This is a genomic window from Kribbella sp. NPDC051770, from assembly GCF_040681455.1.
In the GTDB taxonomy this organism is placed as follows: domain Bacteria; phylum Actinomycetota; class Actinomycetes; order Propionibacteriales; family Kribbellaceae; genus Kribbella.
Window position 1 is genome coordinate 195,778 of record NZ_JBFAYT010000007.1, and the last position, 12,747, is coordinate 208,524.

Genomic DNA, 12,747 nt, shown 5'->3' on the forward strand with positions numbered 1-12,747 from the left:
CGGTAGGAGGATGAAGAAGTCGGAGCGGACCCGGGCGGCGATTCTCGAGGCCGCGCGGGAGCAGTTCGCGGCGTTGCCGTACGGGCAGGTGAGTGTGCGGGCGATCGCGACGCAGGCGCAGATCGACCCGGCGATGGTGGTGCGGTACTTCACCAGCAAGGAGTCGCTGTTCTCGACCGCGATCGACGTCGACCTGCACCTGCCGGACCTCCGCGGCGTCGATGCCGAGCAGCGCGGCGAGGTGCTGCTGCGGCACTTCCTGGCGATCTGGGAAGGTGACGACAAGCAGACCGCGCTGCCGATCCTGCTGCGGTCCGCGGCCACCCACGAAGCCGCGGCGGCGCGGCTGCGCGAGGTGTACGTGAAGCAACTACGCGCGATGGTCTCGACGGTCGCGCCCGACCAGGCGGCGCGCCGGGCCGGCCTGATCAGCAGCCAGCTGCTCGGCATCGCCCTCACGCGGTACGTGCTCCGCCTGCCCGACATGACCCGGCGCAAGCCCGACGGCCTGGTCGCGGACCTCGCGCCCGCGATCCAGCGGTACCTCACGGACGACCTTCCGAAGGACTGAGCTCCTCCCGGACGACGCTGAGCTCGATCGCGTCCCGCAGCGCGGCCAGGATGTACGCCGGGACGTCGAGCCCCTGCTCCTTCGACCAGAGCAGCTCGCGTTCCACCCGGCTGACCTGGCGCGCGACCTCTAGCAGGTCGCGGTCGAAGTCGAGCGCCCGCGCGACGTCGCCGAAATCGGCCTGCTGCTTGCGGTTGTTCACCCCGACCAGCCCGAACGACCGGCGGCGCAGGATCCGCGCCAGCTGGAGCTGCCAGTCCTTCAGCCCTTCCTCGCCGATCAGCGCCTCGGCCGACAGCCGGTAGAACGCGAAGTGGCCGGGCTCCTGGCGTTTGATCGGCGCGATCACGGTCTCGGCGATCGCCCGCTCGCCCATGTCCTGCAGCCCGTCGACCAGCCGCGAGTAGGCGATCACGGCCGAGCGTTCGGTGGCGGCGCCGGTCAGGTAGTAGAGCAGCCGGATCACGCCGAGCATCCCGGGCAGGTGCGACAGTACGCCGACCAGCCGCATCTTCGCGCTCAGCCGCAGGTCGGTCGCCTCCGGCTCCAGGCCGAACCCCTGCTGGACGGCGTCGAGCAGGATCCCGTGCTGGAGCTCCTGCGGCGACCAGACGTCGTGGTAGAAGAACCGGTCGACCTCGGTCGCGTCCGGCATCAACGCGCGCAGCTCGAGCACGTTCCGCTCGACCTCGAGCTCGACCCGGGTCAGGTAGTTGAACACCCCGCCGTACCGGCGGCGGACCTCGGCCGGGTCGTGGATGGTCAGGTCGGCGGCGGCCAGCGTCAGCGGCGGGTGCTCCTCGGCGAACCTCTCGACGAACCGCCGCAGGCCTTCTTGGGTGGCCCGGCCGGGTCGGGCGGGGGCGTGCATCTGGGTCATGGCCGCACCTGACTTTTTGTCAATGGCTGTTGACTTCGACGGTAGGAGGGGGCCGGAAAGAAAGTCAACCCGCGTTGACTTTTTGTGTCCGGACTCTCAGTGGACCGGTCCAGGCCGGCTTCTGTGACACCGGCCCAGGCCTGTCACAGACCGGGGCCGAGCCTGGTCCAAGGGGGTAGAGACGACTCCCCCGGAGGTGCTCGATGACCCTGCTCGACCGCCGGCCGGCCGCTACCGGCGGCCTGGCCGCGCTTCCCCGTCCGGTCGCCGTCGTGGCCGGCGCCGGTGGTGTTCTCGGTGCCGCGCACGTCGGCGCCGGGTACGCGCTGGAGCGCCGCGGCTTCGTCCCCGACCTGATCGTCGGTACGTCGGTCGGCGCGCTCACCGGAGCGATCGCGGCCGCCCACCCCGACACCGCGGCGGCCTGGCTGGACGACGTCTGGCGGCAGCTGCGGCGCCGCGAGGTCTTCCCGCTCGGCCTGTCCGCGCTGGCCGCGAGCGTGTTCACCGACCGCGGGCTGCGCCGTCTGATCGCCCGCGCCGAACTGCCGGAGCGGATCGAGGAACTGGCCATCCCGTTCACCGCGGTCGCCACCGATCTCGCCACCGGCACGGAGGTCCTGCTCGACCACGGCGACCTCGAGTCCGCGTTGCTCGCCAGCGCGGCGATCCCTGGGATCCTGCCGCCGGTGGATCGCGACGGCCTGATGCTGGTCGACGGCGGAGTCGTTGCCTACGTCCCCGTTCTCGCGGCGCAGCGGGCCGGAGCGGCGAGTCTGGTGGTGCTCACCACAGGCCCCGAGAGCTGGCCGCTGCAGCCGACCGTTCCGCGACGCCGGGCGGGCGCGATCGCGGCGCGGGCCGGGTTGTTGCGGCTGCACCACCAGATCGAGTGCGACCTGCACGAGGTCGCCGGGCACCTGCCGACCGTCGTACTGCCGACCGGGATCGACACCTGGCCGGCCTGGTGGGACTTCGGCCACGCGGACCGGCTGATCGACACCGCCTGCGCCACGGCCGACAACTTTCTCGACGGGCTGCAGATCGACGGGCCCGGTCTGTACAGGTCCGCACAGTGGAGGTCGCAACGATGAGCACGATCGCCTTTCTCAACATCGCGATGCACGGGCGGGTGAACCCGACGCTGCCGCTGGTCGCGGAGCTGGTCCGTCGCGGGCACACCGTCACGTACCACACGTCGCCCGCGTTCCGGGCCGAGATCGAGGCCGCGGGGGCGAGCGTCCGGGTGTACTCCGGCGGGGACCAGCCGTTGCCCGATCCGCCCACGCCGTTGGCCTTGCTGGCCGGGCTGGCGGAGACCGCCGTCGAGGTGCTGCCGGCGGTGCTCTCAGATCTGTGCGGGGTCCGGCCGGACCTGATCGTGCACGACGCCGCGTGCCCGTGGGGTGCGGTCGCGGCGCGGGAGCTCGACGTACCGGCGGTGTCGTCGTACACCACGTTCGCGTTCAACAGCCGGGTGCCGAGCCCGACCGCGGTCTCGCGGGAGTTGTTGTCGTCGGCAACCACCAGCCCGCGGATCCTGCGCCGGTTCGTCAGCGCCCGTCGCAAGCTCAACCGCCAGTACGACGCCAGTGGCCTCCCGGCGGTTGACCTGGGCAACATCCAGCAGCCGCTCAACCTCGTCTACACCTCACCGGAGTTCCAGCCGGGAGTCGAGGAGCTGGACGACTCGTACCGGTTCGTCGGACCGAGCATCGGCGCCCGCCCGGACGACCGGACGTTCCCGCACGACGAGCTGCACGACCCGGTCCTGTACGCCTCCCTCGGCACGGTGTTCAACGCGAACCCGGAGCTGCTCCGCACGTTCGCCGTCGCCCTCGCCCCGCTGGCCGGCACCGCCGTGATCGCCAGCGGGCAGACCGATCCTGCAGCGCTCGGCGAGCTTCCGCCGAACGTCGTCGTCCGCCGCTTCCTGCCGCAACCGGCTGTGCTCGCCCGCGCCGCGCTGTTCGTCACCCATGGGGGGATGAACAGCGTCAACGAGGCCCTGTACGCCGGAGTCCCGATGCTCGTCATCCCGCAGGGCGCCGACCAGCCCCTGGTCGCCGGGCGCGTCGTCGAGCTCGGCGCGGGCCTGTCGATGCCGACGCTGGCGGTCACCGAGGGCTCGGTCCGGGCCGCCGCGCGGCGGTTGCTCGAGGACCCGCGCTTCCACGCGGCCGCGGCGAAGCTGCGGACGTCGCAGCAGCGCGCCGGCGGTTTCCACCGTGCGGCCGACGAGATCGAGCGCTACCTGCTCGCGAAGCACCCGCCGATCGCCCCGCTGGCCAAGCAGGCGCCGGCCGCATCGGCCGCGTCGCCAGTCGCATCACCCCGCCACCGCAAGGCCGCGCGATGACGCCACTGGTCGTCGTACTGCTGCTGCTCGCCGGGCTGTCCGAGGCGGCCGGACGCGTGCTTCCACTCGTTGTCCGAGGCCCGAAACTCTCGCGCCCCTCGGTCATCGGACTGCTCGCGGCTGGTGCCGTGGTCGAAGGCATCGTCTTCGCGCTCTGGCCGTTGACCGCCTGGACGCTCGCCGAGCTGGTCACCTCACCGACCGGCAGCGAACTCACCTGGACCCCCGGCCTGGTCGCACCACTCATCTTCACCGCGGTCCTCGCCTTCCCGCTGCTCGGCCCCTTCCTCCACCTGTTGCTCTTCATCGGAGTCGGCTTCGGCCTCGCCGATGCACTCGCGACCGACTGGACGACCGCCGCCGCCTGCGTGGCCGTCGCCGGAGTCGGTCTCGGCGCGGCCGTCGAGGTCGTCCGCCGCCTGGTCGTCCGCGTCACCGTCCCGACCACCCTGGAGCCGGTGACATGAACGACTTCCTGTTCTGGGTCATCCTGCTCGGCCCGGCACTGCTCGCCGAGGGCCTGCTCGCCCGGTACGAAGTCCTCGTCTACAGCGCCGGTTGGCGCAGCCCCACCGCCGTACTGCCGGAAGGCGTTCCGTACGCGCGCGGCGCCGCGCCAGACCGCCCGCCGCTCGCGTACCTGGTCTACCTCGACGGCATCGGCAAGCGCCGGGCCCGCGACACCCGCGACGGCGGCCAGCTGGTCAAGGCCCTGATCGACGGCGCCCCCGAGCTGCGTGTGCTCGGTCAGGTCCAGCCGTACTCACCACTCGCTGCCCCGCTCGCCGACCGACCGGTCTGGTCCTGGCTGCGCAGCCACGTCGGTCTGCTGCTCTTCCTGCACAACGTGATGCAGACCTTCGTCGCCGCCGATCACCGCTACCGCCCGCTCTACAACCGGGCCGTCGGTTCCCAGATCGCGACCCAGCTCCGCCTCGCCGGCTACCAGCCCGACAGCCGCATCCCGGTCGTCCTGCTCAGCTACAGCGGCGGCGCCCAGGTGGCGACCGGCGCTGTCGAGGAGCTGCACCGGCAGCTGCACCCACCGCTGCTGCTGATCTCGATCGGAGGCTTCCACAACGGCGCGAACGACGTCAGCCAGGCCGACCAGCTGCATCAGCTGACCAGCGCCAACGACTGGATCGAGCGCGTCGGCACCCTGATCTTCCCGCAACGCTGGCGGCTGTTCCGCTGGAGCGCGTGGAACCGCGCGGTCCGCGAGGGCCGCGTCACGAAACACCCGCTGGACCCGGCCACGCACGTCGGCCCGGCCAGCTACATCAGCCCGACCGCCGCGCTCCCCGACGGCCGCACGTTCCTGGACCGCACCACCGCAACGGTGATCGCGATCGTCCGGGATCGCTACCCGTTGCCATCCGCCGTACAGAACAGGACATCCACACCATGAGGAACTCGCAACGCTCCACCCGGCGGCCGTCGTTGGTCGCGCTGCTCACCGCACTCGTGCTCGTCGTGATCGGCCTCAGCCCGAGCGTCGCTTCCGGCACCGGCCAGGGCAGCCCGAAGCCGACCGTCGTCCTGCTGCACGGCGACTGGGCCGACGCGTCGGGCTGGAACAGCGTCATCAAGCGGCTCCAGAACGACGGCTACCGGGTGGTCGCGCCGCCGAACCCGCTGCGCTCGCTGGCCACCGACGCCGCGTCGGTCCGGGCCTACCTGGACACGATCGGCGGCCCGATCGTGCTGGTCGCGCACTCGTACGGCGGCGCCGTCATCTCCAACGCGGCGACCGGGCACCCGGGGGTGAAGGCGCTGGTCTACGTCAACGCGTTCATGCCGGACACCGGTGAGAGCATCGGGCAGCTGGCCGGGCCGGACTCCGCGCTGTCGACCGACCCGACCACGATCTTCGACTTCGTCCCGGCCACGCTGCCGCCGACGCCGGCCACGGAGGTCTACCTGAAGCGGTCGACGGTGTTCAACGCGTTCGCGACCGGGCTGAGCTTCGAGGACAAGTCCCTGGTCGCGGCCACGCAGCGGCCCGCCACCCTGCTGTCGATCAACGAGCCGTCCGGGACGCCGGCCTGGCGGACCATCCCGTCCTGGGCGCTGGTCGGGACGAAGGACCTGATCATCCCGATCGACGTCCAGCGCTCGATGGCGAACCGGGCCCGGTCGAGCATCACGACGTACGACGCCGGGCACCTGGGGTTGATGTCGCAGCCGGGCACGGTGGTGAAGGTGGTCGAGCGCGCGGCGAAGGCGGTCACGCGGTAGTTGGTCACTGTGCGCCGGGTCGTGGTCACGGCCCGGCGCACAGTGCTGTTCGGGGTGGGCGCACGTAGTGCGGTCCGGGAGCGCACCACGTGATCACCACGCACTCCCAGGGGCGCGTGACCACGGACTCCACGGCGACGGTGGAACCAGCACCGAAAGGAGCCGGGACTGTGACCATCCAACTGATCGACCGCCCGATCGACCGCCCCTCCACCGCGCCCGTCCAGGAGCTGCGCGCCGAGGACGGACTCTCCGCCTTCGTCAGCGCCCGCCCCCGGCTGCTGCGGATCGCCTCCCGGGTGCTGTCCAGCCAGACCGACGCCGAGGACGTCGTCCAGGAGATCTGGCTGCGCTGGCAGCGCACCGACCGGTCCGTGGTCGCCGACCCGCACGCGTTCCTCGTCACGATGACCGTCCGGCTCGCGATCAACGTCGCACAGTCGGCGCGGAGGCGCCGCGAGACCCCGGTCGGCGAGTGGTACCAGGACCAGATCGGCTGCACCGACGACGACCCCGCGACCGAGGCCGAGCTCGCGGAGGAGGTCGAGCGAGCCGTCCTCACCCTGCTCGGCAGCCTCCCACCGCGCGAGCGGGCGGCGTACGTGCTCCGGGAGGCCTTCGACTACCCGTACGCTCGCATCTCCGAGATCCTGCACACCGGCGCGGCCAACACCCGCCAGCTGGTCAGCCGCGCCCGCACCCACCTCAGCGCCGACCGCGACAACCCGGTCTGCCCGGCCGCCCACCACCAGCTCCTGCAGGCGTTCCTCAAGGCCGCCCGGGCCGGCGACCTCACCGACCTCGAGGCCCTGCTCATCGCGGATCTCCCCGCAGAACTACGGGCGGGCTGAGCAGCCCCGACGCCAGGTGGTCCGCCGCGTGCTCGATGTCCTGCAGCTCGAACCGGTTCCCGTACTCCGCGGTCACCGCCTCGACAACGGCTGCCAGCTCCTGATCAGCGGCCAGCGCGTTCGCCCGCGTGTTGTGCACGACGACCCGCACCGCGTTCTTCCCGGCCCGTACGGCGTCCGTCACCTCCACGCGGTACGGCGGCGCCCACACGCTCCCGCAGCGCACGTCGTTCACCCACACCTCCGCCGCCACCCCGACCGGCGGCAGCAGGAGCGCCTGGAACGAGTTCTCCGGCAGGTACTCCGCCCGCTCCACCGGCTCCCCGTCGCCGAAGTCCAGGAAGACCTGGGCCGCCGCGGGCAGCTCGACCTCGGTCAGATAGGCAGCCGACCCCGAGTACGCCGGCCGTGAGTCCTCCCAGCGGTGCGGCAGCGCCACCGGCTCAGGCCCGGCGCCGAAGTCGACCAGCCACGGCCCGTCCACCCGCCCCACGACCTCGACCCCCTGCCCGGCCACCAGCCCGACCTCGGGCTCGGCCCCCACCTCTCCGGCGGTCGGCACGAGCACCACCGACTCGTACGGCTGCAACGTCACCGACGACCCGACCACCCGAGTCTCGCCGGTCGCCGCATCCCACCGCTCGAACGCGTCCGCCACCTCGAACCGAAAACTCCGCACCTCGTTCCCGGTGTTCGCCAGGAAGTACACGTCCCCGTCATCCAGCCGCCGACGCACCACGCCGACATCCGGCGCAAGCCCGTCCGGCAGCCGCCCCGCCAGATCGCTGACCACCTCGCACTGCGCCAGCCAAGCCCGAGTCCGCTCCGGAACGATCGCCCCCTCCGGCACCACCACCAACCCGCCCGGCTGCAACACCTCGACCGCGTCGTCGTCGACCAGATCGAAGTCCAGCCCCGACTCCCTGATCTGCCGCGGAACCTCCACCCCGATCCGATCGCGAGCAGCCCGGTACAGATTCACCGACCCGCGCGCCTCGGCGTACACGTCAGAAGCCGGTACGTAGACCTTCACGTCCCGCACCGGCGTCCCCTGCTGCAGCAACCACGACACCCGGTGCAACGCCCCGAACAACTCACCAGCGACCGGCCACCAAGGATTCCGGTCGTCCAGCGCCCCCGCCGCGTAGAAGATCCACCCAGCACTCGCCGGCGAGTACGGCCACCCGTGCCCGATCAGTTGGTTCACGCCCGACAGGAAGTGCTCGTGCGCCTCCGCCTGCAGGTCCAGCGGCGTCGCCCGGAACGACGGCGAGTGCACCCACGTCCACACCTCCGCCGACACCACCTGCCGTCCGTACGCCGCCGCGGCCGACGCCGCCCACCGCGTCTCCGGCACCCGCGTCCATCCCCAGCCCTCGCCCTCGAACAGGTCCGCCGACCGGTAGCTGCTCACCGTCGCGCCCGGTTCGCCGTAGCTCTGGATCCGGAACGGCACCCCGTGCCCGGCCGCCCAGCGCTGGAAGACCGCGACGAAGTTCTCCTCGTACAGCTCCGCCAGCGTCCGCTGGAAGTCGATCCGCACCTGCTGTGCGCCGGGTGCGTCAACCAGCAGCTCCCACAGCCGCGGCTGCAACGAGTACCCACGCCGGGCCGTGAACTCCTTCAGCAGCTCCGGCGTCCAGTCCGCGCCGTACACCTCGACGCTGTCGCAGAACACCGACCCGACCAGCTCCGGCCCGGCCGCCCGCAGGAACGGCTCCGCGACCGCCGCGATGTGCTTCTCCGCCGCGCCGACGCTGTAGTGGTCGAGCACCGGCCCTTCGGCGCCCGCCGCCGCGCGCTTCACGTTCTGCCCGGTCAGCCGCGAGGTCGCGATCAGCACCTCGCGCGGTCCCTTGCCGGGCGGCACGTGGATCACCCCGCCGTCCACCACCAGTTCCTCGTACGCCGCCGGCGCGGCGCCCTCGCCGACGAACGCGGCCACGATCTCGTCCCCCGGCCAGGCCTCGACCACCGGCACCTGAAGCTCCGCCGCGCCGATCTCCCGCCGGTCCCAGCCGAGTCCGCGCGCGGCGTGCTCCGCGCCGATGTGCCCGCCGCCGTACGACCAGCCGCTGCCGAGCGTGAGGTCGAACCGCAGCCCGAGCTGGCGCGCGGTGCGCGCGGCGTACCCGAGATCGGCGAGCAGCGCCGCCGAGCCGAACTCGGCGGTCACCGGGCCCATCGGGTAGACGAACGCGACCTCGACGCCGCCCAGCCCCGCCGCGGCCATCGCGCGCAGCTGCCGCTCGATCTCGCCGCGCTCGACCGAGGGCCCGAACCACCACCACCGCATCATCGGCCGGCCGTCGGCCGGAGGGTTGCGGAACTGGCGTCGTACGTCGTCCAGGGTCGCCATCAGCCGGCCTTCCCAGTCGCCCACGGTGCTCGTCCTCCCACCCCATCGCGCCCGCCGCGACCGCGTCAACGCGGCCCCGGCGCGGTGTCCGGGATCGGCCACCGTCACAACCGCGCCGGGTGGGTGGTCCTACCTGTGCCGATCGGAGGGTCACCGTGACAGACAGGCAGGGTGTCGTACTGGTGCTGGGCGACTCCAGCGGATGGAACAGCGTCGTGGAACGGCTGCTGGTCCGGTCGATCGAGGTGGTCGCCGTCGCCACACCGTGGCGGGAGCTCGCGGCCGACGCCGCGGGCGTGCAGGAGGCGATCACTGCCGTCGGGCGGCCGGTGGTGCTCGTCGGACACTCGTACGGCGGCACGGTGATCACCGCCGCGGCCGCGGGTTACGCGGCGGAGGGCGTCCACCCCAGCGTGCGCGGGTTGGTCTACGTCTCGGCGTTCGCGCCCGACGTCGGCGAGTGTGCCGCCGACCTGATGTCACCCGACGGGACACCTACGGAGGTACCCAGCGAAGCACTGCACGCGCCGCTGACAGGCGTCGTACCAGCCTGGAAATCTCTCCCGTCGTGGTTCGTCTTCGGCGACGAGGACCTCACCATCCCCGTCGCCCGGCACCGCGCAATGGCCCGCCGAGCCGGCGCCCGTGGCATCCGCGAGGTCGCAGGCGCCACCCACACCCTCCACCGCTCAGCACCAGATGTCGTGAGTGCCGCCATCGCCGACGCGTTGAAGGGTTGATCACTCCTCCTCACCGCACGCCTCGCAGTACGCCAGATCGTCGTGCCGCAACCGGTACAGCTCCAGCCGCGTGTGGTGGTACTCGTCGGTCTCCCCGATCCACTCCATCCCGATCCGCCGCGCGGTCGCCGCCGCGCGCTCGTTCGACGCCCCGACCAGCGCGAACAGCTCGTCCACGTTCGCGTGATGCATCGACCACCGCGCCAGCGCCTCACCCGCCTCCGCGGCGTACCCGTGACCCCACGCCGGCCGAGCGAGCTGCCAGGCGATCTCGACGTCCTCCCACGGCGCCAGCCGCAGCAACGCGACACCGCCGACGAGCCGCTCCGCGTCACGCTCCCGGACCGCCCAGTGACTCACCGGCTTCACATCACCCGCCTGCCACTCCCGCAGTACGGCGCGCATCGCCTCCTCGTCCGGGACCCGTTTCATCTCGGGCGTCAGCCAGCGCGTCACCTCCTCGTCGCCGTAGATCGCCAGCGCGTCCGGCGCGTCCTCCTCGCGCCAGGGCCGCAGTACCAGGCGTTCGGTCTCGATCATCGGGTCCATCACGTCCTCCGGAGTAGTCGGCACCCACTGAGACCGGACAGACTGCTCTCCTGTGACACGGATCGCGTCACACTCGATCGGGCTGCGTTGTCTTCTTGGTAGGAGGACAAGAAAGGGGAACCGTCCATGCGCAAGATCGTGGTCGTCGGTGGTGGGTACGCCGGGTTCTACACGGCGTGGAAGCTGGAGAAGAAGCTCCGCCGCGGCGAGGCCGAGGTGGTCGTCATCGACCCGCGGCCGTACCTGACCTACCAGCCGTTCCTGCCCGAGGTCCTGTCCGGCGCCGTCGAGGCCCGGCACGCGGCCGTGTCGCTGCGCCGCAACCTGCGCAGGACCAAGATCGTGTCCGGTTCGGTGACCAGCATCGAGCACGGCCGCAAGACCGTGACCGTGCACCCGGCGCAGGGCGGCGACTTCGAGATCCAGTACGACATCCTGGTCGTCACCGCCGGTGCGGTCACCCGGACGTTCGCCGTCCCGGGGCTGACCGAGCAGGCGATCGGGATGAAGCACGTCGAGGAGGCGGTCGCGATCCGCGACCGGCTGCTGACCGCGTTCGACGAGGCGTCCGTCCTGCCGCCCGGTCCCGAGCGGCGCAAGCTGCTGACCGTCACCTTCGCCGGTGGCGGGTTCGCCGGCGTCGAGGGTTTCGCCGAGCTGCTCTCGCTGGCCCGCAAGCTGGTCGACTTCTACCCGGAGCTGAGCGTGGACGACCTCTCGTTCCACCTGGTCGAGCTGAAGAACCGGATCCTGCCCGAGGTCACCGACCGCCCCGGCCAGTGGGTGGTCGAGCAGCTCGAGAAGAAGGGCGCCCACGTCCACCTGAACACCTCGGTGGTCTCCGCCGTCGACGGCCACGTCGTCCTGTCCAACGGCGTCGAGTACGACGGGACGCTGATGGTCTGGACCACCGGCAACGCCTCGCCGCACCTGGTCCGCAACCACACCGACCTGCCGATCAACGCGCAGGGCCGGATCCAGGTCCGGGCCGACCTGCGGATCGGTACCGACGACGAGATCGTCCCGGACGCCTGGGCGGCCGGCGACGACGCCGCCGTACCCGACCTGGCCTCGCCGGTCCCCGGCACCTTCACGACGCCGAACGCGCAGCACGCCGTACGGCAGGGCAAGCTGCTGGCGAAGAACCTGATCGCCTCGCTGCGTGGGCGGGCGCCGAAGAACTACGAGCACCACAGCCTCGGCGCCGTCGCGACGCTCGGCCTCGGCACCGGGATCTTCCAGTTCCGGCGGATCGTCGTGAAGGGCTTCCTGGCCTGGCTGATGCACCGCGGCTACCACGTACTGGCGGTGCCGACCTGGGACCGCAAGATCCACGTGCTCGCGGTCTGGATCACCGCGGTGTTCTACGGCCGCGACATCGTGTCGCTGGCCTCGGTGCAACGCCCGCGCGAGGCCTTCGTCACCGAGGCCGACGAACCGCGTGCAGCAGTTGCATCGTCAGTCGTCCCTCGCTGAACAACCGCGTGAGCCGCTCGCCCTGGCGGGCGGCCAGCGCGTACGCCGGCGTCGCGCGGTGCCGCGCGGCGACGGCGCGGGTGACCTCCTCGACCCGGCGCGACCACGACAGTGGTGCTGCGTCGGGTCTTGTCGTCTGTTCCAGCAGCGTGAAGCCGGTTGATGCGAGCAGGCTGTTGAGCTCGTGCTGGGTCGGGAAGTGGTTGCCGTCCGGGGTGTTGTGAATCTGGTTGTCCTGAGCAACCACTACCAGCAGGCCCAGGGAGGCGCCTGGTGTGAGAACCCGGTGGATCTCGCTGAGGAGCTTCGGTTTGTCCTCGACGGTGCACAGGACACCGAGGCACCAGGCGGTGTCGATCGATTCGTTGCCGAGCGGGATGGCGGTGCCGTCGGCGGTGATGACCGGCAGGCCGAACAGCCGGGACGCTGCTCGGGCTGCCGACGGCATCGGCTCCAGCAGAACCGGTCGTACGCCGAAGCGCCGCGCGGCCCAGGCTGCCGGGCCGCCCACGCCGGCGCCGATGTCGAGGAGCGTCGTACCGGCCGAGAGCTCGCAGGCCTCGGCCAGCCAGGCGAGTGCGGCCGGGCTCGCGCTGCCGCGGCAGGCGGCCGGTATCGCGTACCGGTCGCCGAGCCGCTCGACCGCATCAGCAGTCCACCCGGCGACGTTGTCGAACTCGGCCGCCATCGCCGGTGCTGTCATCTGTCGCGCCCTCTCCTCGTC

The 12,747-nt window shown here is 71.6% G+C and carries 13 protein-coding genes; 9 read left to right on the forward strand and 4 right to left on the reverse strand.

The window, feature by feature from the left end; translation table 11 throughout:
• Positions 1 to 10: 10 nt before the first annotated feature.
• On the forward strand, positions 11 to 571 hold the full coding sequence (locus AB0M01_RS23720; RefSeq protein ID WP_363672923.1) for a TetR family transcriptional regulator: 561 nt from the start codon (positions 11 to 13) through the stop codon (positions 569 to 571).
• Here AB0M01_RS23720 and AB0M01_RS23725 read toward each other — a convergent pair.
• Complete coding sequence (locus AB0M01_RS23725) at positions 546 to 1,451, reverse strand: GTP-binding protein LepA (RefSeq protein WP_363672925.1); 906 nt, start codon at positions 1,449 to 1,451, stop codon at positions 546 to 548. The genes AB0M01_RS23720 and AB0M01_RS23725 overlap by 26 nt on opposite strands.
• 203 nt (positions 1,452 to 1,654) lie before the next feature.
• On the opposite strand from AB0M01_RS23725, the gene AB0M01_RS23730 reads away from it, so the two are divergent.
• The 6 genes from AB0M01_RS23730 to AB0M01_RS23755 all read left to right on the forward strand — a co-directional run bounded on the left by AB0M01_RS23730 (position 1,655) and on the right by AB0M01_RS23755 (position 6,899).
• Entirely contained in the window at positions 1,655 to 2,545 is an 891-nt protein-coding gene (locus tag AB0M01_RS23730) for a patatin-like phospholipase family protein (protein WP_363672927.1), read from the forward strand.
• Positions 2,542 to 3,810 carry a macrolide family glycosyltransferase gene (locus AB0M01_RS23735; RefSeq protein WP_363672929.1) on the forward strand — a complete coding sequence of 423 codons (1,269 nt, stop codon included), beginning with the start codon at positions 2,542 to 2,544 and terminating at the stop codon, positions 3,808 to 3,810. Before AB0M01_RS23730 ends, AB0M01_RS23735 begins: the two co-directional genes overlap by 4 nt.
• On the forward strand, positions 3,807 to 4,277 hold the full coding sequence (locus tag AB0M01_RS23740) for a hypothetical protein (RefSeq protein WP_363672931.1): 471 nt from the start codon (positions 3,807 to 3,809) through the stop codon (positions 4,275 to 4,277). Before AB0M01_RS23735 ends, AB0M01_RS23740 begins: the two co-directional genes overlap by 4 nt.
• Positions 4,274 to 5,218: a hypothetical protein gene (locus tag AB0M01_RS23745; RefSeq protein ID WP_363672933.1), complete on the forward strand. Its 945-nt coding sequence runs from the start codon at positions 4,274 to 4,276 to the stop codon at positions 5,216 to 5,218. Before AB0M01_RS23740 ends, AB0M01_RS23745 begins: the two co-directional genes overlap by 4 nt.
• Positions 5,215 to 6,048, forward strand: coding sequence for an alpha/beta hydrolase (locus AB0M01_RS23750; protein ID WP_363672935.1), 834 nt, complete (start codon positions 5,215 to 5,217; stop codon positions 6,046 to 6,048). The genes AB0M01_RS23745 and AB0M01_RS23750 overlap by 4 nt, the downstream gene beginning before the upstream one ends.
• A gap of 170 nt (positions 6,049 to 6,218) precedes the next feature.
• Positions 6,219 to 6,899, forward strand: a complete 681-nt coding sequence (locus AB0M01_RS23755) for a sigma-70 family RNA polymerase sigma factor (RefSeq protein ID WP_363672937.1) — start codon at positions 6,219 to 6,221, stop codon at positions 6,897 to 6,899.
• Here the strand turns inward: AB0M01_RS23755 and AB0M01_RS23760 are convergent.
• Positions 6,862 to 9,282, reverse strand: coding sequence for a glycosyl hydrolase (locus AB0M01_RS23760; RefSeq protein WP_363672939.1), 2,421 nt, complete (start codon positions 9,280 to 9,282; stop codon positions 6,862 to 6,864). The two genes, AB0M01_RS23755 and AB0M01_RS23760, sit on opposite strands and share 38 nt — an antisense overlap.
• Positions 9,283 to 9,413: 131 nt before the next feature.
• Here AB0M01_RS23760 and AB0M01_RS23765 point away from each other — a divergent pair, with 131 nt between their 5' ends.
• Positions 9,414 to 9,998 (forward strand): alpha/beta fold hydrolase, encoded by a 585-nt coding sequence (locus AB0M01_RS23765; protein WP_363672941.1) that lies wholly within the window; start codon positions 9,414 to 9,416, stop codon positions 9,996 to 9,998.
• On the opposite strand, the gene AB0M01_RS23770 is transcribed toward AB0M01_RS23765, so the two are convergent.
• Complete coding sequence (locus AB0M01_RS23770; protein WP_363672943.1) at positions 9,999 to 10,571, reverse strand: GNAT family N-acetyltransferase; 573 nt, start codon at positions 10,569 to 10,571, stop codon at positions 9,999 to 10,001.
• A gap of 102 nt (positions 10,572 to 10,673) precedes the next feature.
• Between AB0M01_RS23770 and AB0M01_RS23775 the strand changes: the two genes are divergently transcribed.
• Positions 10,674 to 12,023, forward strand: a complete 1,350-nt coding sequence (locus AB0M01_RS23775) for an FAD-dependent oxidoreductase (protein ID WP_363672945.1) — start codon at positions 10,674 to 10,676, stop codon at positions 12,021 to 12,023.
• Here AB0M01_RS23775 and AB0M01_RS23780 read toward each other — a convergent pair.
• Positions 11,968 to 12,726, reverse strand: a complete 759-nt coding sequence (locus AB0M01_RS23780; RefSeq protein WP_363672947.1) for a methyltransferase domain-containing protein — start codon at positions 12,724 to 12,726, stop codon at positions 11,968 to 11,970. The genes AB0M01_RS23775 and AB0M01_RS23780 overlap by 56 nt on opposite strands.
• Positions 12,727 to 12,747 lie beyond the last annotated feature (21 nt).

Coding starts and splice junctions, on each gene's coding strand:
- AB0M01_RS23720 (WP_363672923.1), top strand. CDS start 11: ATGAAGAAGTCGGAGCGGACCCGGGCGGCGATTCTCGAGGCCGCGCGG.
- AB0M01_RS23775 (WP_363672945.1), top strand. CDS start 10,674: ATGCGCAAGATCGTGGTCGTCGGTGGTGGGTACGCCGGGTTCTACACG.
- AB0M01_RS23750 (WP_363672935.1), top strand. CDS start 5,215: ATGAGGAACTCGCAACGCTCCACCCGGCGGCCGTCGTTGGTCGCGCTG.
- AB0M01_RS23740 (WP_363672931.1), top strand. CDS start 3,807: ATGACGCCACTGGTCGTCGTACTGCTGCTGCTCGCCGGGCTGTCCGAG.
- AB0M01_RS23730 (WP_363672927.1), top strand. CDS start 1,655: ATGACCCTGCTCGACCGCCGGCCGGCCGCTACCGGCGGCCTGGCCGCG.
- AB0M01_RS23735 (WP_363672929.1), top strand. CDS start 2,542: ATGAGCACGATCGCCTTTCTCAACATCGCGATGCACGGGCGGGTGAAC.
- AB0M01_RS23725 (WP_363672925.1), bottom strand. CDS start 1,451: ATGACCCAGATGCACGCCCCCGCCCGACCCGGCCGGGCCACCCAAGAA.
- AB0M01_RS23780 (WP_363672947.1), bottom strand. CDS start 12,726: ATGACAGCACCGGCGATGGCGGCCGAGTTCGACAACGTCGCCGGGTGG.
- AB0M01_RS23745 (WP_363672933.1), top strand. CDS start 4,274: ATGAACGACTTCCTGTTCTGGGTCATCCTGCTCGGCCCGGCACTGCTC.